Raw genomic sequence first — 23,791 nt, 5'->3', positions numbered from 1 at the left:
CGGGTCATGCGCGTCCTGATCGTTGAAGACGAAGAAAAAACCGCGGACTACCTGTATCGCGGCCTGACGGAACAAGGCTACACGGTGGACGTTGCCCCCGATGGCATCGAAGGCCTGCACCTGGCGCTGGAAAGCGACTACGCGGTGATTGTCCTCGATGTGATGCTGCCGGGGCTGGATGGCTACGGCGTGCTGCGGGCCCTGCGGGCGCGCAAGCAGACGCCGGTGATCATGCTCACCGCCCGCGAACGGGTCGAGGACCGGATTCGCGGCCTGCGCGAGGGGGCCGACGATTACCTGGGCAAGCCCTTCTCGTTCCTCGAACTGGTGGCCCGGCTGCAGGCCTTGACCCGCCGCAGTGGCGGCCACGAACCGGTGCAGGTGAGCGTGGCCGACCTGTGGATAGATTTGCTCAGCCGCAAGGCCACGCGCGCCGGCACCCGTCTGGACCTGACCGCCAAGGAGTTCTCCCTGCTCAGTGTGCTGGCCCGGCGCCAAGGGGAAATCCTGTCCAAGACCGCGATTGCGGAAATGGTCTGGGACATCAATTTCGACAGCGATGCCAACGTGGTCGAGGTGGCGATCAAGCGCCTGCGGGCGAAGATTGACGGCCCGTTCGAGGAAAAACTGCTGCACACCATCCGCGGCATGGGGTATGTGCTGGAGAGCCGACGTGCCCCGTAACTCCATTGCCCTGCGCCTGAGCGCCATGTTCACCCTGGTGGCGGCGCTGGTGTTCCTGTTGATCGGCGGGGCCTTGTATCAACAGGTCGACAAGGGCCTGGGCCTGTTGCCGGAAGCGGAACTGGATGCACGCTACAGCGTGCTCGAATCCACGGTGGGCCGTTACGGCACACCGGAGCATTGGGTGAAGATCAACAACAAGCTCACGTTGCTGGGCGAAGAAGACAAGCGCATCCGCTTCTGGATCATCAGTGGCGAGCGCCGCTACGAGTACGGCGACATCTCCCCACAGATCCGCGCCTTCGCCGAGGGCCCGCTGGGCATGCGCGACCTGCAGTTACCGCAGCAGCCCTACCCGCTGAAGGTGCTGGTCAGCCAGTTCCCGGCCAAGGATCAACGCCCGCCCCTGCGCTTCATGATCGGTATCGACACCCAGGCCGTCCATGAAACCCAGCACCATCTGCTGATTGCCCTGATCAGCCTGGCGATCGTTGGCGTGCTGTTGGCCTCGGCACTGGGCTATTGGGTCGCGCGAATCGGCCTCAAGCCGCTGATCAAGCTGTCCCAGGAAGCACAGCGCCTGACACCGCCGCTGCTGTCGGCGCGCTTGCAGTTATCGCCCTTGCCACCGGAGCTCGGTCAATTCGTCACCTCGTTCAACTCGACCCTGGAGCGGGTCGAACAGGCCTATACCCGCCTGGAGTCGTTCAACGCCGACGTGGCCCACGAACTGCGCTCACCGCTGACCAACCTGATCGGCCAGACCCAGGTGGCCCTGACGCGCGGGCGCTCGGCGGAACACTACTTCGAAGTGCTGCAATCGAACCTGGAAGAGCTCGAGCGGCTGCGCTCGATCATCAACGACATGCTGTTCCTGGCCAGCGCCGACCAGGGCAGCAAGGCCACCAAACTCACCAGCACCTCGCTGGCCGATGAAGTGGCGACCACCCTGGATTACCTGGATTTCATCCTCGAAGACGCCCAGGTCCAGGTCCGGGTCAGCGGCGATGCCCAGGTGCAGATCGAAATCGCCCACCTGCGCCGGGCCTTGATCAACCTGCTGAACAACGCGGTGCAGCACACCGCGCCCGGGCAGGTGATCGAGGTACGGATCGACGCCGAAGAACATCAGGTTCGCCTTGGCGTCGCCAATCCCGGTGAGCCCATCGCCCGCGAGCACCTGACGCGCCTGTTCGAGCGCTTCTACCGGGTCGACGCCTCGCGCAGCAACAGCGGCGCCAACCACGGCCTGGGGCTGGCCATCGTCAAGGCGATTGCGCTGATGCACGGCGGCGATGTGTTTGTGCGCAGTGACGACGGGGTCAATACCTTCGGTCTCTACCTGCCCATTTAGTGGCAGCCACAGGGTGGGCGCCGCGCCCACTATTGCTGTTCACGCAACAGTCCTTTCTGCAATCCGCTCTGTTTCCTTTTACCCGGCCCCCTTATCTTTGCCCGCACCAAACAGCACTTGCCAAGCAAGAAGGTTTTTCAGATGTCCAACAGTATGGGTATTGCCAGCGCGTTCGTTTTGTCGTCCTTGTTCCTTTCGCCATTGGCCATGGCCGAAGAGTCGCCCGCCTTTGTCGCGCAGAATGCCGCCCGGGCAGCCGCCTTCGACAAGGCCCAGCACGAACTGACCGCCAAGGCGAAAAACCCTGAGCACACCCCGCACGCAGCGACTGTCCAGGCTCAACCCCAGGTTGAGAAAGACAGCTGATCGCTCATCGTTTCGAGTTTCCCTCGACACTTCACTCGGCTCTTTCCCACGTGAAGTTGTCTTAAAAGCCGCTGCTATCAGCGGCTTTTTTTTGTTGTGTGTTTGCCCCGCCCGTACGCGTCCCCCGTCATAAGAAACACCAGATTTCAAACAATGCCCCTACAGGTCATTGCGCCAAGGAGCTGTATCCCACGTGAGTATCACCGTCAAACTGAGTCCCCTGTTCATTGCAATCGCCGCAACGATCACCGCCGCCCAGGCCGCCGAAAATTCCCCGCGCGAAGGTTTTGTCGAGGGTTCCAGCCTCAACCTCAGTGCCCGCAACTACTACATGAACCGCAATCGCCTGCAGCAGGCTGACGACAATATCGAGTGGGGCCAGGGTTTGCTGGGGCTCTTCGAGTCGGGTTATACCCAAGGCCCACTGGGTTTTGGCCTGGATGCCCATGCCATGCTCGGGCTGAAGCTTGATGGCGGGGGCGGCACCGACGGCTCCAGCATCCTGCCGATCAGCGATGGCAACGGCAAAGCCCCGGGGTCGTTTTCCACCGGCGGTGCGACCCTGAAAATGCGTGCCATGGACACTGAGCTCAAGGCCGGTGACCTGTTCCTCAATAACCCGGTGATCGCCGGCGGCATGAGCCGCCTGTTGCCGCAGACCTTTCGCGGCGTCAGCCTGAGCAACCAGAGCTTCGATGGCTGGCTGCTCGAAGGGGGCCAGGCCAGTTTCACCAAGCCGTACAACCAGAGCGGACATCAGCGCATCGGCACCTCCTACGGAACCTTGGCCGACGGTGACGAAAGCCGCCACCTGAACTGGGCCGGCGTGGCCTGGAGCGCTGTGCCGGAGTTGAGCAGCAGCCTGTACGCCTCCGAGCTCAAGGACGTGTGGAATCAGTACTACTACGACCTCGACTACCGCTACGCGCTGAGCGATCACGTCAGTCTGAACCCGGGCCTGCACTACTATCACACCCAGGACAGTGGCGAGGCGCTGCTGGGGGCGATCGACAACAACACCTACAGCCTGCATGTGACCCTCGGTGTCGGCAATCACGCCATCACGGCCGCGTACCAGCGGGTGAACGGCAATACCCCGTTTGACTACATCGCCCAGGGCGACAGCGTCTACCTCGACAATTCGCAGCAGTACTCGGACTTCAACGGCCCCAACGAGCGTTCGTGGAAGCTCAAGTACGCCTATGACTTTGCCGGTGTCGGCGTGCCGGGCCTGACCTCGGCCCTGTCCTATTCGCGCGGTACCCTCGACCTGAGCAAGGTGGCCCCGGACAGCCCGGGCTACGGCGCCTGGTACAACGCGCACGATCAGCACGCCAAACACTGGGAGCGTGATCTCGACCTGCAGTACGTGGTCCAGGATGGCACGGCGAAAAATCTCGCCGTACGCCTGCAATGGGCGACCAACCGCGGTGGCAACGGCTATGGCGCACTGGACAGCGACACCGATGAGTACCGGGTGATCCTCGACTACCCGCTGAACGTTTTCTAAGGCACGCCTACGCATACCTGAATGTGTGCGAGCCTGCTCGCGATGAACCTGAGAGCGCCGAGTGTTCACGGTATTTACGCGCTATCGTTCACGTCCATCGCGAGCAGGCCGCTAGCGGGCGCTCGCTCCACAAGAAGTGGCGTTCGATTAACTGATCGACATCAAGCCTTTGGACTGGCCTTTTGTCCGTATGGGATCTATACATGCACCCAGGCAAACCATTAACGAACTGATATCTGCAATGCCGCCCGGCCCGTCCGGGAACTACGCTGATGATGTCCCTCTGCAGAAATCAGAACCATGAGTGCAAGCCGTACGCACCTACACTTGACGGGCAACACCCACCGGCCGGAATTCATGCTGATTCTCGGCAGTTCGCTGACCGTGATTGCCATCATCGCCATCGTCACCTTCCTGCTGATACGCGAGCACGCCAATGCGATGCAGACGGCGACCCGCAGCGCGACCAATATCGTGCAGTTGATCGACGCGGATGTGCTGCGCAACGTCGAACTCTATGACCTGTCGCTGCAAGGCCTGATTGCAGCCTCCCAGCGTGACGACCTGAAACAGGTGTCGCCACTGATCCGCCACCTGGTGTTGTTCGATCGCTCCAGCACCGCGCGCTTCAAGGGCGACCTGCTGTTGCTGGACAAGTATGGCAACGTGATCGCCGACTCCTCCCTGGTGGAGCCCAAGCCGGGGAACTTCGCCGACCGTGATTATTTCCTGACCCATGCGTTCAACGATGACGCCGGGATGTTTATCAGTCGTCCGTTCAAGCCGCGCTGCGCGTGCCCCGAGAATGACCAGTGGCGTATCAGCTTCAGCCGGCGTATCTCCTCGCCCACGGGAGACTTCCTCGGTGTGGCCGTGGCGTCCATGCGCCTGTCGTACTTTGATGAGCTGTTCAAGAGCCTGAATATCGGCATCGACAGCACCCTCAATGTGCTGGACAACAACGGTATTCTGCTCGCGCAAAAACCCATGCTGCAGGACAACAGCATTGGCAAGAGCTTCGGCGCCCGGCCCAATGTGGTTCGGATCATGCGTGAAGGCACAGGCAGTTTCAGCAGTGTCTCGAGCATGGACCGGCGCAATCGCCTGTACACCTTCTCGCGTGTCGGCAACCTGCCGTTGACCGTGATCGTCGCGCTGTCCATGGACGAAGTCTTTGCCACCTGGAGGCGCACCGCCTATGTGATCAGTGGCGCCACCGGTGTGCTGTGCATCGGCCTGATGTGGTTGGCCCTGCTGTTGTGTCGCGAGCTGCGCCTGCGCCAGCATGCTGAGCAGGAACTGGCCCAGCAGGCCGCCATCGATGCGCTCACCGGCGTCGCCAACCGTCGCACCCTGGACCAGGTCTTGAATCGCGAATGGGCACGCGCCCATCGCACGGGTAACCCGCTGTCGGTGCTGATGATCGATGCCGACCACTTCAAGGCCTTCAATGATCGTCACGGCCATCAGGGCGGGGATGATGCGTTGCGTGTGCTGGCCCGGGTGATCAGCGAAAACACCCGGCGCCCGGGCGACCTGGTGGCCCGTTATGGCGGTGAAGAATTTGCCGCGGTGCTGCCCGAAACCGACAACGCCGGCGCGTTGCGCATTGCCGAGAACATCCGTGCCGCGGTCGAGCAACTGCCGCCGTTTGCCGCCGAGCAAACCCCTATGACGGTCAGTATCGGCCTGAGCACCTCCACCGGAAAACCCAACCAGAGCCTGGAAAACCTCATGTATACCGCCGACAAGGCCCTGTACCAGGCCAAGCACCAAGGGCGCAATCGGGTGGTCAGCGCCCAGCAGTAGTGCCGAACACAGGCATAAAAAAAGGCCACCCGAAGGCAGCCTTTAAAAACTAGAGAGGTTTTTACTTACACCGCCGCAACCGGGCGCATGTAAGAGATCGGAGCAGTGCTGGCGTCTTCAAAGGTCACGACTTCCCAAGCATCTGTCTGCTCAATCAGTTTGCGCAGAAGCTGGTTGTTCAGTGCATGGCCGGATTTGAAGCCCTTGAACTCACCAATCAGGCTATTGCCCAGCAGGTAGAGGTCGCCAATGGCGTCGAGGATCTTGTGCTTGACGAATTCGTCTTCGTACCGAAGGCCGTCTTCGTTCAGTACACCGTCCGCATCGACCACGATGGCATTTTCAACGCTACCGCCGAGTGCGAGGTTATGCTTGCGCAGGTACTCGATATCACTCATGAAACCAAAGGTCCGGGCGCGGCTGACTTCTTTTACGAACGAAGTGCTGGAAAAATCCACGCTGGCACTTTGGGTGCGGTCACGAAACACCGGGTGATCGAAATCGATCTCGAAGCTCACCTTGAACCCTTCGAAAGGGACAAAAGTGGCGCGCTTGTCGCCATCTTCCACTGTCACTTCACGCAGGATGCGGATGAACTTCTTGGCGGCATCCTGTTCTTCCAGGCCAGCCGATTGAATCAGGAATACAAAAGGTCCAGCGCTACCATCCATGATTGGCACTTCGGACGCGGAGAGCTCGACGTAGGCGTTATCGATGCCCAGGCCAGCCATGGCCGAGAGCAAGTGCTCCACCGTGTCCACTTTGACGTCACCGTTGACCAGAGTGGTCGACATGGTGGTTTCGCCAACGTTTTCTGCGCGAGCAGGAATCTGCACCACAGGGTCGAGATCGGCACGACAAAACACAATGCCAGTGTCGACAGGTGCAGGCTTGAGGGTCAGGTAGACCTTCTCCCCGGAGTGCAGGCCGACACCTGTGGCACGGATAATATTCTTCAGGGTGCGTTGTTTAATCATGGCATGGGCCGCTTCAGCGCAAAGTGCGAACTGGTATCAACAAAGGCTGGCGATAATAGCAGACCAGACCTTTGCTGAACACCAATCAACTTAATACGCCTGATACATTTCATCAATCGGCCTGACGACGCAGGAATGCCGGAATGTCCAGGTAATCCAGATCGTCTTGCGGATTGAGCTTTGCCGCCGCCGCTGCGCCGGCCTGAGCCTGGTTGCGCATCACGGTTGGACGGTCCAGGTCGCGGTAGTTCACCGACGGCATTTCCGGACGTGCGGCAGCGGCAGCAGGGGCCGGGGCGCTGGTCATGGAAGTGTGGACGGTGTTGTCGATGACCTTGACCGGCTTCTCGATTTTCGCGCCCAGACCGGTAGCAACGACGGTCACGTGCAGTTCGTCGCGCATGTCCGGATCGATAACGGTACCGACCTTGACCATGGCGTGCTCGGAAGCGAAGGCTTCGATGATGCTACCCACGTCGGAGTACTCACCCAGGGACAGGTCAGGACCGGCGGTGATGTTCACCAGGATGCCGCGCGCACCTTGCAGGTTCACGTCTTCGAGCAACGGGTTGCGGATGGCCGCTTCAGTCGCTTCACGTGCACGGTTCGGACCGCTGGCGCAGCCAGTGCCCATCATCGCCATGCCCATTTCGCTCATCACGGTACGCACGTCGGCGAAGTCGACGTTGATCATGCCCGGACGCTTGATGATGTCGGAGATACCGCGCACGGCACCGGCCAACACGTCGTCAGCCTTGGCGAAAGCCGACAGCAGGCTGGCGTCCTTGCCGAGGATGGTCAGCAGCTTCTCGTTGGGAATGGTGATCAACGAGTCGACGCTTTCGGACAGCAGACGGATACCTTCGTCGGCCAGCTGCATGCGCTTGCGACCTTCGAACGGGAACGGACGGGTCACCACCGCAACGGTGAGGATCCCCATTTCCTTGGCCACTTCGGCAATGATTGGCGCAGCACCGGTACCGGTACCACCGCCCATGCCTGTGGTGATGAACACCATGTTGGTGCCTGCCAGCACTTCGGCAATTCGCTCACGGTCTTCCAGGGCGGCCTGACGACCGACCTCAGGGTTCGCGCCGGCGCCCAGACCTTTGGTCACGCCGGTGCCCAGTTGCAGGATGGTCCGCGCGCTGATGCTTTTCAGCGCCTGGGCATCAGTGTTGGCGCAGATAAATTCAACGCCTTCAATGTTGCTCTTGACCATGTGGTTGACAGCGTTGCCGCCGCCTCCGCCAACACCGATGACTTTGATGACCGGGCTTGCGGGGATGTTGTCTACGAGTTCGAACATTTTCCCTCTCCTTCAATTCTCTAGTTTTTTTCGCCTACTGCGCCTACTGCTTGTAACGGTGTTGCGGTAAATCTTCAGAAATTGCCCTGGACCCAGCTCTTGATGCGGTCGAGCAACGGGCTCTTGGCCTCTTCGTTGCTGTAGCTATCGCGGCTGCTGCTGATCCCCGAGAAGGAAATGCCGTCGGACTGCTTTTGCAGGCCGTACATCAACAAACCAACACCGGTTGAATAAATCGGGTTGCGCACTACATCGTCCAGACCCTTGACGCCATGGGGCACGCCCAGGCGGACCGGCATGTGGAAAATCTCTTCGGCCAGTTCCACCGCGCCTTCCATCTTCGACGTGCCACCGGTCAGCACGATGCCGGCCGGGATCAGGTCTTCATAGCCGCTGCGACGCAGCTCGGCCTGGATCAGGGTGAACAGCTCGTCGTAACGCGGCTCGACCACTTCGGCCAGGGCCTGGCGGGACAGCTCGCGGGGCGGACGATCACCGACGCTGGGGACCTTGATGGTTTCACCGGCACCGGCCAGCTTGGCCAGGGCGCAGGCATAACGAATCTTGATTTCCTCGGCGTACTGGGTCGGAGTACGCAACGCCATGGCAATGTCGTTGGTCACCTGGTCGCCAGCAATCGGGATGACCGCGGTATGGCGGATCGCGCCTTCGGTGAAGATCGCGATGTCGGTGGTACCGCCACCGATGTCCACCAGGCACACACCCAGCTCTTTCTCGTCATCGGTCAGTACCGAGTACGCCGAAGCCAATTGCTCGAGGATGATGTCGTCGATTTCCAGGCCGCAGCGGCGCACGCACTTTTCAATGTTCTGTGCCGCATTGACCGCACAGGTGACCACGTGGACCTTGGCTTCCAGACGCACGCCGGACATGCCCAGCGGCTCGCGCACGCCTTCCTGGTTATCGATCACGTAATCCTGCGGCAAGGTGTGCAGGACCCGCTGGTCGGCCGGGATTGCAACCGCCTGGGCGGCATCGAGCACGCGCTCGAGGTCGGCGGAGCTGACCTCACGATCACGGATCGCCACAATGCCGTGGGAGTTCAGGCTACGGATGTGATTACCCGCTACGCCGACGAACGCCGAGTGGATCCGGCAACCGGCCATCAGTTGCGCCTCTTCGATGGCGCGCTGGATCGACTGCACGGTGGACTCGATGTTCACCACCACGCCCTTCTTCAGGCCGCGGGAAGGATGGGTGCCGATCCCGACGATTTCCAGTTGGCCATCGGCCGCGACCTCGCCTACCAGTGCCACCACCTTGGAGGTACCGATATCCAGACCGACGATCATTTTGCCGCTTTGCACGTTTGCCATGGTCCTGCCTCTTCTCAATTCTTCGCGACGGCGGGTTGGGCCGTCGTGGGCGCTACAGGTTCCCGCCAGCCGACGGCAAGGCCGTTGGCATAACGCAGGTCGATGCGCGCAATGTTCGTAATCTGTTCTTTAAGCGTCTTGTCGTAGATGGCAAAGAAGCGGCGCATCTTTTCCACCAGGTTGCCGCGGCCCAACAACAACTCGATCCCCGGCCCCGCACTGCCGGCACCTGTGGTCAGGAACCAGCTGCCGCGTTCACGCAACTCCAGCCGGGCAATGGAAAAACCCAAGGGCCGAAGCATCTGGCTCAACACCTGATACTGCTGCATCACTTGCTGCTGGGCCCGCTGCGGACCGAACAACTGTGGCAAATGTTCGTAGTTGGCCAGCTCACGCGGGGTAAACGCCTGGCCCTGGTTGTTCAGCAGGGCCTCATCACCCCAACGGGCCACGGGCAGTTGTTCTTCCAGGCGAATCACCACCTGGTCAGGCCAGACGCGACGCACCTCGGCGTGGGCAATCCAGGGCATCTGTTCCAGTTCGGTGCGCATGCTCGCCAGGTCAATGGTGAAGAAGCTCGCCGCCACGTAGGGGGCGATCCGCTGCTGCACCGCTTGCTGGCTGATGTAGCTCAAGTCGCCCTGCACGTTGATCTTGGTGATCGGCCGGTCAGCGTAAGGCATCAGGCGCTGCGCGCCCTCGTAGGTACCAAACCCCAACGCCACCAGCAGCACCGGCCAGAACACCGCTTTGAGAAAACCAAAATTGGCTTTCGGCAGGCGCACCGACATCGGCTCTTTGGCCACCATTCGGCTGGCACCCCGCGGTACCGGCTTGCGGCCGGGTGCGGGTGGCTGATGACGTAGCTGGGCGCCTTGCATGGACTTACCCTCGCGGCTCAATGCTTGCAGCCAGGATCGCCAACACCAACTGTTGGAAATCCAGGCCGGCTGCCCGGGCCGCCATCGGCACCAGGCTGTGATCGGTCATGCCCGGTGCGGTGTTGACCTCGAGAAACCAGAATTGCCCTTCGGCGTCCTGCATCACGTCAGCCCGTCCCCAACCGGCGATACCCAGCGCCTCACAGGCTTTCGCCGTAAGGTCCATGAGCTCTTGTTCCTTGGCACTGTCGAGGCCACACGGGATCCGGTACTGGGTATCGGAAGCCAGGTACTTGGCGTCGTAGTCGTAGAAAGTGTGCGGCGTCCCCAGAGCGATCGGCGGCAACACCTGGTCGCGCAGCATGGCAATGGTGAACTCCGGACCTTGAATCCATTGTTCGACCAAGACTTGCGAGTCGTAGGTACTGGCCGCTTTCCAGGCGTCGGTCAACTCAGACGCTGATGTCACTTTGGCCATACCGATACTTGAACCTTCATGCGCCGGTTTGACGATCAAAGGGAAGCCCAGTTCCGTCGCAGCCGAAATACAATCGGCTTCGCTGCTCAGGACGGCGTGACGCGGGGTCGGAATACCCAGGGTGTGCCAGACCTGCTTGGTGCGCAGTTTGTCCATGGCCAGGGCCGAGGCAAGGATGCCGCTGCCGGTGTACGGAATGCCCAGGCATTCGAGCAGGCCTTGCATGCTGCCGTCTTCACCGCCCCGACCGTGGAGGATGATGAACGCACGGTCGATTTTTTCATTGAGCAGGCGTTGCAGGAAGTCGTCACCGACGTCGATGCCGAACGCATCTACGCCGGCGCTCTGCAGGGCATCGAGGACGGCGTTGCCGGATTTGAGCGACACTTCGCGCTCGGCGCTCTTGCCGCCGAACAGCACGGCGACACGCCCGAAGTCTTGTGGGGCGATGGTCGAGAACAGGTTGGCGTAGGCTGCAGTCATTTCAACTTCCCCTCGCTAGGCGCGACAACAGCGCCTGCGAACAACGAACTTTTCAACAGTTTGGGTGCGAGGCCACCGATATCACCGGCGCCCTGGCACAGAAGGATGTCACCAGCACGCAGCAACGGCTTGACCAGCGGCGCGAGGTCAACGCCGCGCTCGATGTAGATCGGGTCAAGCTGGCCACGCTGGCGAATGCTGTTGCACAGCTTGCGGCTGTCGGCGCCCGGGATCGGCTCTTCGCCGGCCGGATAGACTTCCATCAGCAGCAGCACGTTGGCGTCGGCCAGTACATTGACGAAGTCGTCGTACAGGTCACGGGTGCGGCTGTAGCGGTGCGGCTGGTAGACCATCACCAGGCGACGCTCCGGCCAGCCACCGCGCACGGCCTGGATGACCGCGGCCACTTCAGTGGGGTGGTGACCGTAGTCGTCCACCAGCATCACGCTGCCGCCTTCGACCGGCAGCTCGCCGTAGACCTGGAAGCGTCGACCGACACCCTGAAAGCCCGACAAGCCCTGGACAATGGCTTCATCGCTGACGCCTTCGTCGGTGGCGATGCAGATGGTCGCCAGGGCGTTGAGCACGTTGTGGTTGCCGGGCATGTTCACCGAGACATCCAGCGGCTCGCGATCGGGGCGCAGCACGGTGAAGAAAGTCTGCATGCCCTGCTGGCGAACATTGATCGCCCGCACGTCGGCGTCTTCGCTGAAACCGTAGGTGACGGTTGGGCGCTTGACCTGTGGCAGGATCTCGCGAACCACCGGATCGTCCAGGCACACCACCGCCAGGCCGTAGAACGGCAGGTTGTGCAGGAACTCGACGAAGGTTTTCTTCAACTTGTTGAAGTCGCCGTCGTAGGTCGCCATGTGGTCGGCGTCGATGTTGGTGACCACGGCCACCAGCGGCTGCAAGTGCAGGAAGCTGGCGTCGCTTTCATCGGCTTCGGCGATCAGGTAGCGGCTGGTGCCGAGCTGGGCATTGGTGCCGGCCGCATTCAGGCGGCCACCGATGACGAAGGTCGGGTCCAGGCCACCGGCGGCGAACACCGAGGCGATCAGGCTGGTGGTGGTGGTTTTGCCGTGGGTACCGGCGACGGCGATGCCGTGGCGGTAGCGCATCAGCTCGGCCAGCATCTCGGCACGGGGCACCACCGGGATACGCCGCTCGAGCGCGGTCGCCACTTCCGGGTTGGAGGTGTTCACGGCACTGGAGACCACCAGTACATCGGCATTCGCCGCGTTCTCGGCACGGTGGCCGAGGAAAATCTGTGCGCCAAAGGATTCCAGGCGCTCGGTCACGGGGGACGCCTTGAGGTCGGAACCGGACACTTCATAGCCCAGGTTCAGCAACACTTCGGCAATCCCGCACATGCCCACACCGCCGATGCCGACGAAGTGGATACGACGGATACGGCGCATTTCCGGCTGCGGCATGGCTTTCTGATTCTCAACCATGAACCACCTCCAGGCAGATATCGACCACGTTACGGGTGGCATCCGGTTTGGCCAGGCGACGAGCTGCGCCAGCCATGTCGTTGAGTCGTTGTGGTTGCATCAGGACCTCGGTCAGGCGCGCAGCCAGTTCTGCGGCGCCGGTCGTTCTTTGCGGCATCAGGAAGGCAGCGCCTTCACGAGCCAAATAATCGGCATTGCGGGTCTGGTGATCGTCGATCGCATGGGGCAGAGGCACCAGCATCGAGGGCAGACCGGCAGCAGCCAGCTCACTGACAGTCAGCGCACCTGCGCGACAGACCACCAGGTCGGCCCAGCCGTAGGCTTGGGCCATGTCTTTGATGAACGGCTGCACTTGCGCCTCGACACCGGCCGCGCGGTAGCGCTCGGCAGTCACTTCATCGTGGTTTCTGCCAGCCTGGTGGAACACTTCCGGGCGCAGTTCGACGGCAACCTGCGACAGGGCTTCAGGCAGCAATTTGTTCAAGGGTTCGGCCCCCAGGCTTCCGCCCAGGATCAGCAAACGCGCCTGGCGTCCGGCCAGGGCCGGGCGCGGGGTATCGAGGAACAACTCAGCACGCACCGGGTTACCGGTGGTCCGCCGGCTGCCACGGGCAGCAAAGGTATCCGGGAAAGCTTCGCAGACTCGCGCAGCCAAGGGCACCAGCAACCGATTGGCGGTACCGGCGACGGCATTCTGTTCGTGGACGATCACCGGCACGCCGGCCAGCCTGGCCGCTACGCCACCAGGACCAGTGACATACCCGCCAAAACCAAGGACGCATACCGGCTTCAACTGGCGAATGATCGCGCGCGCCTGGAACACCGCCTTGAGCAGCACAAAGGGCGCCTTGAGCAGGGACAACTTGCTCTTGCCGCGCAAGCCGCTGACGTTGATCAGGTGCAACGGCAGGCCCGCATTGGGCACCAGCTCGTTTTCGATGCCACGGGGCGTGCCGAGCCAGTGCACGGTGTAGCCGCGCGCCTGGAACTCGCGGGCACAGGCCAGCGCCGGGAATACGTGGCCACCGGTGCCGCCCGCCATGATCAGCACGTTAGCGCCCATGGGTTGGCTCCTCGGCAAAATCGCTCTCCTTGAATTCCATTTCTTCGCTGCCCAGGTGGGTCCGACTCTCCCACTCGATGCGCAGCAACAGCCCCAGGCACGCGCAGCAGATCACCAGCGAACTGCCGCCGTAGCTGAGGAACGGCAAGGTCAGGCCCTTGGTCGGCAGCAGGCCGACGTTCACCCCGATGTTGATCAGGAACTGACCGATCCACAGGAACGACAAGCCATAGGCGATGTACGCGGCAAAGAACTGTTTGGACTTCTCGGCCCAATAACCGATGTACATGCCGCGGATGCAGACAAAGGTAAACAGCGCGACGGTGCACAGCGAGCCAATGGCGCCCAGCTCCTCGGCCAGCACCGAGAACACGAAGTCGGTGTGGGCTTCCGGCAGGTAGAACTGCTTCTGCACGCTGTTGCCCAGGCCGACCCCCAGCCACTCGCCGCGACCAAACGCAATCAGGGCCTGGGACAGTTGGTAACCGGCGCCGAACTGGTCGGCCCACGGATCGGCAAAGTTGGTCAGGCGCGCCATTCGATAAGGCTGCACTTGAATCAGCAGCACCACGGCCGCCACGGCCAGGACCACCATCAGCGAGAAACGGAACAACCCGACCCCGCCGAGGAACAGCATCGCTGCCGCCGCCCCCATCATGACCACGGTGGCACCGAAGTCCGGCTCCATCAGCAACAGGCCCGCCATCGGCAGCAGCACGATGAACGGCTTGAAGAAACCCATCCAGCTTTCACGTACTTCTTTCTGCCGGCGCACCAGGTACCCGGCGAGGTAGATCACCACGAACACCTTGGCAATCTCGGAAGGTTGGACGTTGAAGAAGCTGAAGCCGATCCAGCGCATCGAGCCGTTCACTTCGCGGCCGATCCCCGGGATGATCACCATCACCAACAGGCCGAACGCGCCAATCAGCATCAGCCAGCCCAAGCGTTGCCAGGTGGCGATAGGAATCATCATGGTGACGATGCAGGCCCCGAGGCCAAGCAGGACGTAGATCAGGTGACGAATCATGTAATACAGGGCGCTGCCCGACTGCACGGCCGCCACTTCGGTGGAGGCCGATGCAATCATCACCAGCCCCAGGCCGATCAGCGCCAGGCAACCGGCGAGCATCGGGAAGTCGAGGTCGATCCCGCGCCCGGTAATGATCGGCGACGGGTAAGGCTTGATGATATTTCTCAGGTTCATGCCAAGTCCTCCACGGCCTGGGCGAACAGATGCCCACGCTCTTCGTAGTTCTTGAACATGTCGAAACTGGCGCAGGCCGGCGACAGCAGCACCGCATCACCGGGCTGGGCCACGGCGCGGCATTGTGCGACCGCTTCGACCAGCGAGTTGACGCGAATCAGCGGGACACCGTCGCCGATGGCCTGGCCGATCAGCTCGCTGTCACGGCCCATCAACACCACCGCCCGGCAGTTGGCCGCGACCGGGTCACGCAGGTCCTTGAATTCGGCACCCTTGCCATCACCGCCGGCAATCAGCACCAGCTTGCCGTCGATGTCGGCGCCCAGGCCTTCGATGGCCGCCAGCGCGGCACCGACGTTGGTGGCCTTGGAGTCGTTGTAGTAGCTCACGCCGTCCAAGTCACGCACCCACTGGCAGCGGTGCTCCAGGCCGGCGAAAGTGCGCAGGGTGGCGAGCATGGCGTCGAACGGCAGGCCCACGGCGTGCCCCAGCGCCAAGGCCGCGAGGGCGTTGGACTGGTTGTGGGCGCCACGGATTTTCAGCTCGCGCACCGGCATCAGGTTGGTGAATTCGAAGGCCAGGTATTTCTCGCCATTCTCTTCACGCAGACCAAAGGCCTTGAAGTCCGGTTTGCCCAGGCCGAAGGTCCAGCACGGCAGGGCCTCCCCCATCAACGGCCGGCTCAGGGCGTCCTGGCGGTTGACCACCACTTGTCGCGCGCCGCGGAAGATCCGGTGCTTGGCCAGGTGGTAGGCCGGCAGGCCGCTGTAGCGGTCCATGTGGTCTTCGCTGACGTTGAGCACGGTGGCCACTTCAGCGCCCAGGTGGTCGGTGGTTTCGAGCTGGAAGCTGGACAACTCCATTACATACAGCTCGATGTCGTCGCGCAGCAGGTCGAGCGCCGGCGTACCCAGGTTGCCGCCCACGGCCACCCGCTTGCCGGCCGCTGCCGCCATGTCGCCGACCAGGGTGGTCACGGTGCTCTTGGCGTTGGAGCCGCTGATGGCGACGATCGGCGCTTTCGCGTTACGCGCGAACAGCTCGATATCACCGGACAATTTCACACCACGGGCAGCCGCCGCCTGCAGGGCTGGAGTGGCCAGCGCCAGGCCGGGGCTCACGTAGAGCTCGTCGGCACGGCACAGGAACTCGACATCCAGCTCGCCACAACGCACTTCCACGTGCGGGTAGTCACGGCGCAGCGTGACCAGCTCCGGTGGATTTTCCCGCGTGTCCGCCACAGCAAACGCCACGCCCCGGTTCGCCAGGAAGCGAACCAGGGACATGCCGCTCTTGCCGAGGCCGACAACGATGCGGAAGTGGTCAGAAGCGATCAGAGACACTCGTTCTACCTCAGCTTCAGGGTGGCAAGGCCGAACAGCACGAGAATCACGGTGATGATCCAGAAACGGACGATCACGCGTGGCTCGGGCCAGCCCTTGAGTTCAAAGTGGTGGTGGATCGGCGCCATGCGAAACACCCGGCGACCGGTCAGCTTGAAGGACGCGACCTGGATCACCACCGACAGGGTTTCCATCACGAACACGCCGCCCATGATGAACAGCACGATTTCCTGGCGCACGATCACCGCGATGGTGCCCAGGGCCGCGCCCAGCGCCAATGCGCCGACGTCGCCCATGAACACTTGCGCCGGGTAGGTGTTGAACCACAGGAAACCCAGGCCGGCACCGATCAGCGCGCCGCAGAACACAATCAATTCACCGGCGCCTGGGACATAAGGGATCAACAGGTATTCGGCGAATTTCACGTTACCCGACAGGTAGCAGAAGATCCCCAGGGCGCCGCCGACCATCACGGTCGGCATGATCGCCAGGCCGTCGAGGCCGTCGGTCAGGTTGACGGCGTTGCTGGAGCCGACGATCACGAAGTAGGTCAGGACGATGAAGCCGGCACCCAAGGGAATGCTGTAGTCCTTGAGCATCGGCAGGATCAGGGTGGTCTCCACCGGGCTGGCGGCGGTCATATAAAGGAAGATCGCCGCGCCCAGGCCAAACACCGACTGCCAGAAGTACTTCCAGCGACTCGGCAAGCCACGAGAGTTCTTCTCGATGACCTTGCGGTAGTCGTCGACCCAGCCGATGGCACCGAACAGCAGGGTCACCAGCAACACAACCCAGACATAACGGTTGGTCAGGTCGGCCCACAGCAGGGTACTGACACCGATGGCGGACAGGATCAGCGCGCCACCCATGGTCGGGGTGCCGGACTTGGACAGGTGCGATTGCGGCCCATCGTTACGTACCGATTGGCCGATCTGACGATTCTGCAGGGTGCGGATCATCCACGGCCCGAAGCACAGCGACAGCGACAGCGCGGTCAGCACACCCAGAATCCCGCGCAGGGTCAGGTACTGGAAGACCGCGAAGCCTTTGTAGAACTGTTGCAGATACTCCGCTAGCAGCAGCAGCATTAATGTTTCTCCCCGCTCGAACCGCACAGAGCCGCAACGACGTTTTCCATCGCAGCACTGCGCGAGCCCTTGATCAAAATAGTGGTGGTTGAATCGTGTTCGGCGCCCAGCGCCGCAATCAGGTCAGCCTGAGTGGCAAAGTGACGAGCCTGCTCACCGAAGGCGGCGACGGCATGCGCCATCAACGGCCCCACGGCGTAAAGTGCAGACACCTTGCCGTTGGCATACGCGCCAACTTCGCGGTGCCCCTGCTCCGCCCACTCGCCCAACTCGCCGATATCTCCGAGCACCAGGACGGTGCGGCCGGAAAAGCCGGCAAGTATATCAACCGCCGCGCACATCGAGGTGGGGTTTGCGTTGTAAGAATCATCAATGACCCGCAGGCCATTGCTCGCCAGTTGCGCCACCGCGCGCCCCTTGACCGGTTGCACGGCGTTGAGGCCGGTAACGATGCCGAACAGCGACACCCCGAGGGCATGGGCGGCAGCGGCAGCCGCCAGGGCGTTGGCCACGTTGTGGGTGCCCAGCAGGTTCAACTGGACGTGCTCGACACCCAGTGGACTGTGCAGTTTGAAGGACGGACAGCCCCGTGCGTCGCGGCCCAGGTCGCTGGCATGGAAGTCGGCCTGATTGTCGAGCAGAGCGAAGCTCAGCACCTGGCGACCGGCTGCACGAGCCTTCCAGATGGCGAAGGCCTTGTCGTCCAGGTTCAGTACGGCGACGCCATCGGCGTCCAGCCCTTCGAGAATTTCACCCTTGGCCTCGACGATTTTTTCCGGCCCGCCGAACTCGCCGACGTGGGCGGTCCCGGCGTTGTTGAGTACGGCCACGTGGGGCTTGGTCATGGCCACGGTGTAGGCGATTTCGCCGATCCGCGAAGCCCCCAGCTCGATCACCGCGGCACTGTGCTCGGTCGCCAGTTCCAGCAGGGTCAGGGGCACACCGAGGTCGTTGTTCAGGTTGCCACGGGTCGCCAGTACGGGGCCGCGGGTGCGCAGGATGCTCGCGAGCATTTCCTTGACCGTGGTCTTGCCGCTGGAGCCGGTGATCGCCGCGACCGACTTGGTAAAGGCTGCACGGTTCAGGGCGCCCAGTTGACCCAGGGCCTGACGCGTGTCCTTGACCAGCAGTTGCGGCAAGGTGGCGTTGGCCACTTCGCGCTCGACCAGGGCGGCGACCGCACCTTTGCCGGCCACTTCATTGAGGTAGTCATGGCCGTCGAAACGCGGGCCGGCCAGGGCCACGAACAACTGGCCCGGCGCGATGGCCCGGCTGTCGATGCTCACGCCCTCGAAGCGGCTGTCGGTGCTGACCAGACGGCCACCCAGTGGACCCGCCACTTCGCTCAGTTGCAGGGGCTTAAGCATGGGTCACCTCCCAGGCGGTCAAGGCGCGATCGGCCTCTACCAGGTCAGAGAAGGCTTGGCGCTGGCCATTGATTTCCTGATAGTCCTCATGGCCTTTGCCGGCCAGGACAATCACGTCATCGGCGCTGGCGCCCGCAACGATTTCGGCAATCGCCTGGCCACGGCCGGCGACAAAACGCACGTTATCCACCGCGCGGAAACCGGCGCGGATGTCGGCGAAAATCTGCTGCGGGTCTTCGCTGCGCGGGTTGTCATCGGTCACCAGCACGCCATCAGCCAGGCGCTCGACCACTTCAGCCATCAGCGGACGCTTGCCGCGATCGCGATCGCCGCCACAGCCGAACAGGCACAACAACTGTCCCTTGGCGTGCGGACGCAGGGCCATCAAGACTTTTTCCAGGGCATCGGGGGTATGGGCGTAGTCGACCACCACCAATGGCTGCGAGCCGCCACCCAGGCGCTGCATGCGACCGGCCGGGCCTTCGAGTTTGGGCAGCACACGGAGGATTTCGTCCAGCGCGTAGTCCAGGCCGAGCAAGGCGCCGACCGCTGCCAGCACATTGCTCAGGTTGAAGCGACCGAGCAAGGCACTGCGCAAGTGGTGTTCGCCCTGAGGCGTCACCAGCGTGGCACGCACGCCCTCGTCGTCGAACTGGGCTTCGCGGCAATACAGGTAGGCGCTGGCGTCTTCCAGGCTATAGGTGATCAGGCGTGATTCGCCCTTGTCAGCAGCCAGTTGCCGACCGAATTCGTCGTCGAGGTTGACCACCCGGCACTTCAGGTCATTCCAGGCGAACAGCTTGGCCTTGGCTTCACCATAGGCCTGCATGGTGCCGTGATAGTCCAGGTGATCGCGGGACAGGTTGGTCATCACCGCCACGTCGAAGGCCAGCGCGCTGACGCGGCCCTGATCCAGACCGTGGGAGGAAACTTCCATGGCCACCGCCTTGGCACCGGCCTTTTTCAGGTCGGCCAGGGTGGCTTGCATGTCGATCGGGTTGGGGGTGGTGTGCAGGCCGCTTTGCAGCGCGCCGTAGAAACCACTGCCCAGGGTACCGACGATGCCGCAATGCTGGCCGAGCAAGTCCAGGGCCTGGGCAACCAACTGGGTCACGCTGGTTTTGCCATTGGTGCCGGTGACACCCACCAGGTTCAGATGACGGCTTGGTTCGCCGTAAAAGCGCCCGGCGATGTCCGACAGTTGCGCGGCCAGGCCTTTGACTGGAATCAACGGTACATCGGTAATCGGCAGGACGGTCGCGCCTTCGACTTCATAGGCCACTGCTGCCGCACCGCGTTGCAGGGCATCGGCGATATGGGCACGGCCATCGAACTTGCCGCCCGGCACTGCCAGGAACAGGTCCCCGGCGCGCACATTGCGGCTGTCCAGGGCCAGTTCGCGAATCAACAGGTCGCGGCCGGCGTGGGCGAAAATCTTGTTCAGGCTCAGAGACATCAGCCGCGCCCTCCGTTGGCTTTGAGTGGGATCGCCGGGGTGGCATTGGCTTGTTGGGTGGGCGGCAGGTTGTCCGGCGAGATGTTCATCAGGCGCAGGGTGCCCGACATCACTTTACTGAACACCGGAGCCGAAACCAGACCACCGAAGTAGCCGGCCTTGCTCGGTTCATCGATCACCACCACGATGGCAAAACGCGGGTCGCTCATCGGGCCGAAACCGGCAAACAGCGAGCGGTAGGAGTTGACCGCATAGCCCTTCAGCCCTGCGGAGGTCTTACGCGCAGTACCGGACTTGCCGGCCACGTGATAGGCCGGAACCTGCGCGCGGAACACTCCGCGCGGCGCCTCGATCACTTGCTGCAGCATGACCTGCATGGTCTTGGCGACGTCTTCCGGAATCACCTGGGTGGTTTGCGGCAGCTTGTCGGTCTTGACCAGGGTCAGGGGCGCGATACGGCCATTGTTGGCCAATGCCGAGAACGCGTGGACCAGTTGGATCGCAGTTACCGACAGACCGTAACCGTACGACAGCGTGGCCGTCTCGGCTTTGCGCCACTCGCGGTAGTTAGGCAGGTTGCCGACGCGCTCGCCCGGGAAACCGAGACCGGTGTCCTGGCCCAGGCCGATTTTCTGTGCCAGGCGGAAAATCGTCTCGCCGCCGATGTCGAAGGCAATCTTGCTCATGCCCACGTTACTGGAGTTGATCAGGATGCCGGTCAGGTCGAGCACCGGGCCTTCGCTCTTGGACACGTCACGAATGGTGTACTTGCCCAGTTGCAGGGTGCCCGGATAGACCTCGACCCGGTCGCTCGGCTTCCAGCGCCCGGTTTCCAGCGCGGCACTCATGGAAATGGCCTTCATGGTCGAGCCGGGCTCGAACACGTCGATCATCGCACGGTTGCGCATCATCGCTGGCTGCAGGTTGCGACGGTTGTTCGGGTTGTAGGTCGGCTGGTTGACCATGGCCAGGATCTCGCCGGACTTGACGTCCATGATCACCAGGCTGCCAGCCTTGGCGCCGTTCTCGATGATCGCGTTGCGCAGTTCGCGGTTGGCCAGGTATTGCAGGCGCAGGTCAATCGACAACGCCAAGGGCTTGCCGGCCTTGGCGTTTTTGGTGACTTGGACATCTTTGATCAGTCTACCGCGCCGGTCCTTGATGACCTGGCGTTTACCGGGGACCCCGGCCAGCCATTCGTCATAGGCCAGCTCCACACCTTCGCGGCCATGGTCGTCGATATCGGTAAAGCCAACCATGTGGGCGGTGACTTCGCCGGCCGGGTAGAAGCGCCGGAACTCTTCGATGCCATAGACGCCTGGCACTTTCAGGTCGAGCACCACCTGGCCTTGCTCCGGCGTCAGGCCGCGCACCAGGTAGATGAATTCTTTATTGGCCTGGGCTTCCAGGCGCTCGGCCAGCGCACGCGGGTCCTGGCCCAGGGCGGCAGCCAGGGCCGGCCAGCGGTCCTTGGCACCCTGCATTTCCTTGGCGTTGGCCCACAGGGTGGTGACCGGGGTACTGACCGCCAGGGGCTCACCGTTGCGGTCGGTGATCAGGCCGCGGTGTGCCGGAATCGGGATGTGCCGGACACTGCGCGCGTCGCCCTGGCCCTTGAGGAAGGCACGGTCGACCACTTGCAGGTCAATGATGCGCCAGGCAATCGCCGCCACCATGATCCCGAGCAAGCCCACGACCAAGCGAAACCGCCACGGAAAGAGTGCCCCCTCGAGTTTCATCATGGCGCCACCATCCGCACTTCTGCCGCGCCGGGAATGCGCATCTTCAGTTGTTCGGTGGCCAGCACTTCAATGCGACTGTGGGCGGTCCAGGTGCTCTGTTCGAGAATCAACCGCCCCCACTCTGCCTGCGCCTTGTCACGCACACTCAACTCGCCGTACAGCGAGTTGAGTAGTTGCCGATTCCAGTGGGCGCTGTAGGACACCGCGATCGCGGAAACCAGCACGCCGATAAACAGCAGCAGCATGATAAAGCTGCCGCCTGGAAGAGGCTTGGCGAAAAGCTTGCTCACCGCAGCTTCTCCGCGACACGCATGACGGCGCTACGGGAACGTGGGTTGGCTTTGAGTTCGGCTTCGCCGGCGAACTGCGCTTTGCCATGGACTTTGATTTTCGGCACAAAGGCTTCGAAACGTACCGGCAGGTTGCGCGGCAGGTTGTCGGTTTCACCCTTGACCAGTTTGCGCATGAACAGTTTGACGATGCGGTCTTCCAGGGAGTGGAAGCTGATCACCACCAGGCGGCCACCGATTTCCAGCGCTTCGAGCGCTGCTTCAAGGCCGGTTTCGAGATCGCCCAGTTCATTATTAACGTGGATACGCAGGCCCTGGAAGGCACGGGTAGCTGGGTTCTTACCCTTTTCCCACGCTGGATTGGCAACTTTCAGGACTTCTGCCAGGTCGCCGGTGCGCTCGAACGGCTTGATGTCGCGGCGCTCGGCCACGGCACGGGCCATGCGCCCGGAGAAACGCTCTTCGCCGTATTCCTTGAACACCCGGGCAATTTCTTCGACGGGCGCGGTATTGACGAACTCGGCAGCACTGATCCCGCGGGACGGGTCCATGCGCATGTCCAGGGGACCATCATTGAGGAAGCTGAAGCCACGCTCAGGGTCGTCGAGCTGGGGCGAAGACACGCCCAGGTCGAGCAGCACACCGCTGACCTTGCCGGCCAGGCCGCGCTCGGCAACTTCCGAACCCAGTTCGGCAAAGCTGCGCTGTACAACGACAAAGCGGCCGTCTTCGGCCGCTAGCGTTTGCCCGGTGGCAATCGCTTGAGGATCTTTGTCAAACCCCAGCAACCGGCCATCAGGACCGAGCTGGCTGAGTATCAGGCGGCTATGGCCGCCGCGCCCGAACGTGCCATCGAGATAGCAACCATCAGGGCGTACGGCGAGAGCCTCGACGGCTTCGTCAAGCAGCACGGTGATGTGGTTAAAGCCGCTATCAATAGTCACAGGATCAAATCACGCAGTTCATCAGGCATGGCGCCCGGTTGTTGAATAGCAGCCAGGTCAGCAGCAGACACTGCATCCCAGGCATCCTCGTCCCACAATTGGAACTTGTTCAGTTGGCCTACCAACATCGCGCGCTTATCCAACTTGGCATATTCACGCAGACGCGGTGGAACCAGAAAACGACCACTGCCGTCGAGCTCGAGGTCGACGGCATTACCAATCAGCAAACGTTGCAGGCGACGGTTCTCTTCGCGAAGCGAAGGCAGTGCGCGCAGTTTGGTTTCAATCAGCTCCCACTCATCGAGGGGATAAACACACAAACAAGGATCAACCGCATCAATGGTCACGATCAGCTGCCCGGAACTACGCGAAACCAACTCGTCACGATACCGGCTCGGCATGGCGAGACGGCCTTTTGCATCGAGACTGATAGCGTTAGCTCCGCGAAACACGTCAGCGTTTCTCCAAATTCTAGCGTTTTACGCTCAAAAAACCCACTTCATGCCACTTTCCGCCACTTGCGCACACTATAGGAATGCGCCTACCGCACCGTCAAGGCGCGCAGTAAAGGAAAACCCTTACAGATCGGAGATTTAGCGGTACAAAAGAAGGGGTTACGAGTATTTGGCGGATGACTGAGCTCAAT

At 62.1% G+C, this 23,791-nt stretch carries 21 protein-coding genes; 5 read left to right on the top strand and 16 right to left on the bottom strand.

From position 1 onward, the window contains the following. Positions 1–6 precede the first annotated feature (6 nt). The 5 genes from AACY45_RS24335 (at position 7) to AACY45_RS24315 (ending at position 5,723) form a co-directional block, all read left to right on the top strand. The gene (locus AACY45_RS24335) at positions 7–684 is read left to right on the top strand and encodes a heavy metal response regulator transcription factor (protein WP_159997879.1); all 678 of its coding nucleotides are present in this window, start codon (positions 7–9) and stop codon (positions 682–684) included. Continuing rightward, on the top strand, positions 674–2,038 hold the full coding sequence (locus tag AACY45_RS24330) for a heavy metal sensor histidine kinase (protein ID WP_339547821.1): 1,365 nt from the start codon (positions 674–676) through the stop codon (positions 2,036–2,038). The genes AACY45_RS24335 and AACY45_RS24330 overlap by 11 nt, the downstream gene beginning before the upstream one ends. Before the next feature lie 141 nt (positions 2,039–2,179). After that, on the top strand, positions 2,180–2,404 hold the full coding sequence (locus AACY45_RS24325; protein ID WP_339547820.1) for a hypothetical protein: 225 nt from the start codon (positions 2,180–2,182) through the stop codon (positions 2,402–2,404). 193 nt (positions 2,405–2,597) lie between these two features. Next, positions 2,598–3,914 (top strand): OprD family porin, encoded by a 1,317-nt coding sequence (locus AACY45_RS24320; protein ID WP_339547819.1) that lies wholly within the window; start codon positions 2,598–2,600, stop codon positions 3,912–3,914. Positions 3,915–4,214: 300 nt separating this feature from the next. After that, positions 4,215–5,723, top strand: a complete 1,509-nt coding sequence (locus tag AACY45_RS24315; protein WP_339547818.1) for a sensor domain-containing diguanylate cyclase — start codon at positions 4,215–4,217, stop codon at positions 5,721–5,723. 65 nt (positions 5,724–5,788) lie between these two features. Here AACY45_RS24315 and lpxC read toward each other — a convergent pair whose 3' ends face one another. From lpxC to mraZ, 16 genes are all read right to left on the bottom strand, one after another. Next, positions 5,789–6,700 (bottom strand): UDP-3-O-acyl-N-acetylglucosamine deacetylase, encoded by a 912-nt coding sequence (gene lpxC / locus AACY45_RS24310; protein ID WP_007939852.1) that lies wholly within the window; start codon positions 6,698–6,700, stop codon positions 5,789–5,791. 112 nt (positions 6,701–6,812) lie between these two features. Continuing rightward, positions 6,813–8,009 carry a cell division protein FtsZ gene (gene ftsZ, locus AACY45_RS24305; protein ID WP_339547816.1) on the bottom strand — a complete coding sequence of 399 codons (1,197 nt, stop codon included), beginning with the start codon at positions 8,007–8,009 and terminating at the stop codon, positions 6,813–6,815. A gap of 74 nt (positions 8,010–8,083) precedes the next feature. Next, on the bottom strand, positions 8,084–9,346 hold the full coding sequence (ftsA, locus tag AACY45_RS24300) for a cell division protein FtsA (RefSeq protein WP_095168933.1): 1,263 nt from the start codon (positions 9,344–9,346) through the stop codon (positions 8,084–8,086). 14 nt (positions 9,347–9,360) lie between these two features. Further along, positions 9,361–10,227 carry a cell division protein FtsQ/DivIB gene (locus AACY45_RS24295; protein ID WP_095168934.1) on the bottom strand — a complete coding sequence of 289 codons (867 nt, stop codon included), beginning with the start codon at positions 10,225–10,227 and terminating at the stop codon, positions 9,361–9,363. 4 nt (positions 10,228–10,231) lie between these two features. Then, positions 10,232–11,188: a D-alanine--D-alanine ligase gene (locus tag AACY45_RS24290; protein ID WP_339547815.1), complete on the bottom strand. Its 957-nt coding sequence runs from the start codon at positions 11,186–11,188 to the stop codon at positions 10,232–10,234. Further along, the gene (gene murC, locus AACY45_RS24285; RefSeq protein ID WP_339547813.1) at positions 11,185–12,645 is read right to left on the bottom strand and encodes a UDP-N-acetylmuramate--L-alanine ligase; all 1,461 of its coding nucleotides are present in this window, start codon (positions 12,643–12,645) and stop codon (positions 11,185–11,187) included. Before murC ends, AACY45_RS24290 begins: the two co-directional genes overlap by 4 nt. Then, the gene (gene murG, locus AACY45_RS24280; protein WP_339547811.1) at positions 12,638–13,708 is read right to left on the bottom strand and encodes an undecaprenyldiphospho-muramoylpentapeptide beta-N-acetylglucosaminyltransferase; all 1,071 of its coding nucleotides are present in this window, start codon (positions 13,706–13,708) and stop codon (positions 12,638–12,640) included. Before murG ends, murC begins: the two co-directional genes overlap by 8 nt. Continuing rightward, positions 13,698–14,915, bottom strand: a complete 1,218-nt coding sequence (gene ftsW, locus AACY45_RS24275; RefSeq protein ID WP_095168938.1) for a putative lipid II flippase FtsW — start codon at positions 14,913–14,915, stop codon at positions 13,698–13,700. The genes murG and ftsW overlap by 11 nt, the downstream gene beginning before the upstream one ends. After that, a complete protein-coding gene (murD, locus tag AACY45_RS24270) occupies positions 14,912–16,258 on the bottom strand; it encodes a UDP-N-acetylmuramoyl-L-alanine--D-glutamate ligase (RefSeq protein WP_339547810.1) in 1,347 nt (448 codons plus the stop codon). The genes ftsW and murD overlap by 4 nt, the downstream gene beginning before the upstream one ends. Before the next feature lie 5 nt (positions 16,259–16,263). After that, positions 16,264–17,346: a phospho-N-acetylmuramoyl-pentapeptide-transferase gene (mraY, locus tag AACY45_RS24265; protein ID WP_095168940.1), complete on the bottom strand. Its 1,083-nt coding sequence runs from the start codon at positions 17,344–17,346 to the stop codon at positions 16,264–16,266. Then, a complete protein-coding gene (locus tag AACY45_RS24260; protein WP_339547807.1) occupies positions 17,346–18,713 on the bottom strand; it encodes a UDP-N-acetylmuramoyl-tripeptide--D-alanyl-D-alanine ligase in 1,368 nt (455 codons plus the stop codon). The genes mraY and AACY45_RS24260 overlap by 1 nt, the downstream gene beginning before the upstream one ends. Beyond that, a complete protein-coding gene (locus AACY45_RS24255) occupies positions 18,706–20,169 on the bottom strand; it encodes a UDP-N-acetylmuramoyl-L-alanyl-D-glutamate--2,6-diaminopimelate ligase (protein WP_339547806.1) in 1,464 nt (487 codons plus the stop codon). Before AACY45_RS24255 ends, AACY45_RS24260 begins: the two co-directional genes overlap by 8 nt. Further along, positions 20,169–21,908: a peptidoglycan D,D-transpeptidase FtsI family protein gene (locus AACY45_RS24250; RefSeq protein WP_339547854.1), complete on the bottom strand. Its 1,740-nt coding sequence runs from the start codon at positions 21,906–21,908 to the stop codon at positions 20,169–20,171. Before AACY45_RS24250 ends, AACY45_RS24255 begins: the two co-directional genes overlap by 1 nt. Next, the gene (gene ftsL / locus AACY45_RS24245; protein WP_095168944.1) at positions 21,908–22,201 is read right to left on the bottom strand and encodes a cell division protein FtsL; all 294 of its coding nucleotides are present in this window, start codon (positions 22,199–22,201) and stop codon (positions 21,908–21,910) included. Before ftsL ends, AACY45_RS24250 begins: the two co-directional genes overlap by 1 nt. Beyond that, entirely contained in the window at positions 22,198–23,145 is a 948-nt protein-coding gene (gene rsmH / locus AACY45_RS24240) for a 16S rRNA (cytosine(1402)-N(4))-methyltransferase RsmH (RefSeq protein WP_445261219.1), read from the bottom strand. The genes ftsL and rsmH overlap by 4 nt, the downstream gene beginning before the upstream one ends. Beyond that, positions 23,142–23,597 (bottom strand): division/cell wall cluster transcriptional repressor MraZ, encoded by a 456-nt coding sequence (gene mraZ / locus AACY45_RS24235; RefSeq protein WP_019693566.1) that lies wholly within the window; start codon positions 23,595–23,597, stop codon positions 23,142–23,144. The genes rsmH and mraZ overlap by 4 nt, the downstream gene beginning before the upstream one ends. Positions 23,598–23,791: the final 194 nt, after the last annotated feature.

Origin of the sequence: Pseudomonas sp. RA_35y_Pfl2_P32 (assembly GCF_963970735.1) — a bacterium.
Lineage (GTDB): Bacteria > Pseudomonadota > Gammaproteobacteria > Pseudomonadales > Pseudomonadaceae > Aquipseudomonas.
The sequence above is the reverse complement of the archived record's forward strand: the minus strand, read 5'-3'. Positions and strand labels throughout refer to the sequence as shown.

Bases quoted from the DNA above. Each gene is read 5' to 3' on its own strand.
- AACY45_RS24335 (WP_159997879.1), top strand. From the start codon at position 7: ATGCGCGTCCTGATCGTTGAAGACGAAGAAAAAACCGCGGACTACCTG.
- lpxC (WP_007939852.1), bottom strand. From the start codon at position 6,700: ATGATTAAACAACGCACCCTGAAGAATATTATCCGTGCCACAGGTGTC.
- murG (WP_339547811.1), bottom strand. From the start codon at position 13,708: ATGGGCGCTAACGTGCTGATCATGGCGGGCGGCACCGGTGGCCACGTA.
- murC (WP_339547813.1), bottom strand. From the start codon at position 12,645: ATGGTTGAGAATCAGAAAGCCATGCCGCAGCCGGAAATGCGCCGTATC.
- AACY45_RS24260 (WP_339547807.1), bottom strand. From the start codon at position 18,713: ATGCTTAAGCCCCTGCAACTGAGCGAAGTGGCGGGTCCACTGGGTGGC.
- AACY45_RS24250 (WP_339547854.1), bottom strand. From the start codon at position 21,908: ATGAAACTCGAGGGGGCACTCTTTCCGTGGCGGTTTCGCTTGGTCGTG.
- AACY45_RS24290 (WP_339547815.1), bottom strand. From the start codon at position 11,188: ATGACTGCAGCCTACGCCAACCTGTTCTCGACCATCGCCCCACAAGAC.
- AACY45_RS24295 (WP_095168934.1), bottom strand. From the start codon at position 10,227: ATGCAAGGCGCCCAGCTACGTCATCAGCCACCCGCACCCGGCCGCAAG.
- ftsA (WP_095168933.1), bottom strand. From the start codon at position 9,346: ATGGCAAACGTGCAAAGCGGCAAAATGATCGTCGGTCTGGATATCGGT.
- ftsW (WP_095168938.1), bottom strand. From the start codon at position 14,915: ATGAACCTGAGAAATATCATCAAGCCTTACCCGTCGCCGATCATTACC.
- AACY45_RS24325 (WP_339547820.1), top strand. From the start codon at position 2,180: ATGTCCAACAGTATGGGTATTGCCAGCGCGTTCGTTTTGTCGTCCTTG.
- ftsZ (WP_339547816.1), bottom strand. From the start codon at position 8,009: ATGTTCGAACTCGTAGACAACATCCCCGCAAGCCCGGTCATCAAAGTC.
- AACY45_RS24315 (WP_339547818.1), top strand. From the start codon at position 4,215: ATGAGTGCAAGCCGTACGCACCTACACTTGACGGGCAACACCCACCGG.
- AACY45_RS24255 (WP_339547806.1), bottom strand. From the start codon at position 20,169: ATGTCTCTGAGCCTGAACAAGATTTTCGCCCACGCCGGCCGCGACCTG.
- mraY (WP_095168940.1), bottom strand. From the start codon at position 17,346: ATGCTGCTGCTGCTAGCGGAGTATCTGCAACAGTTCTACAAAGGCTTC.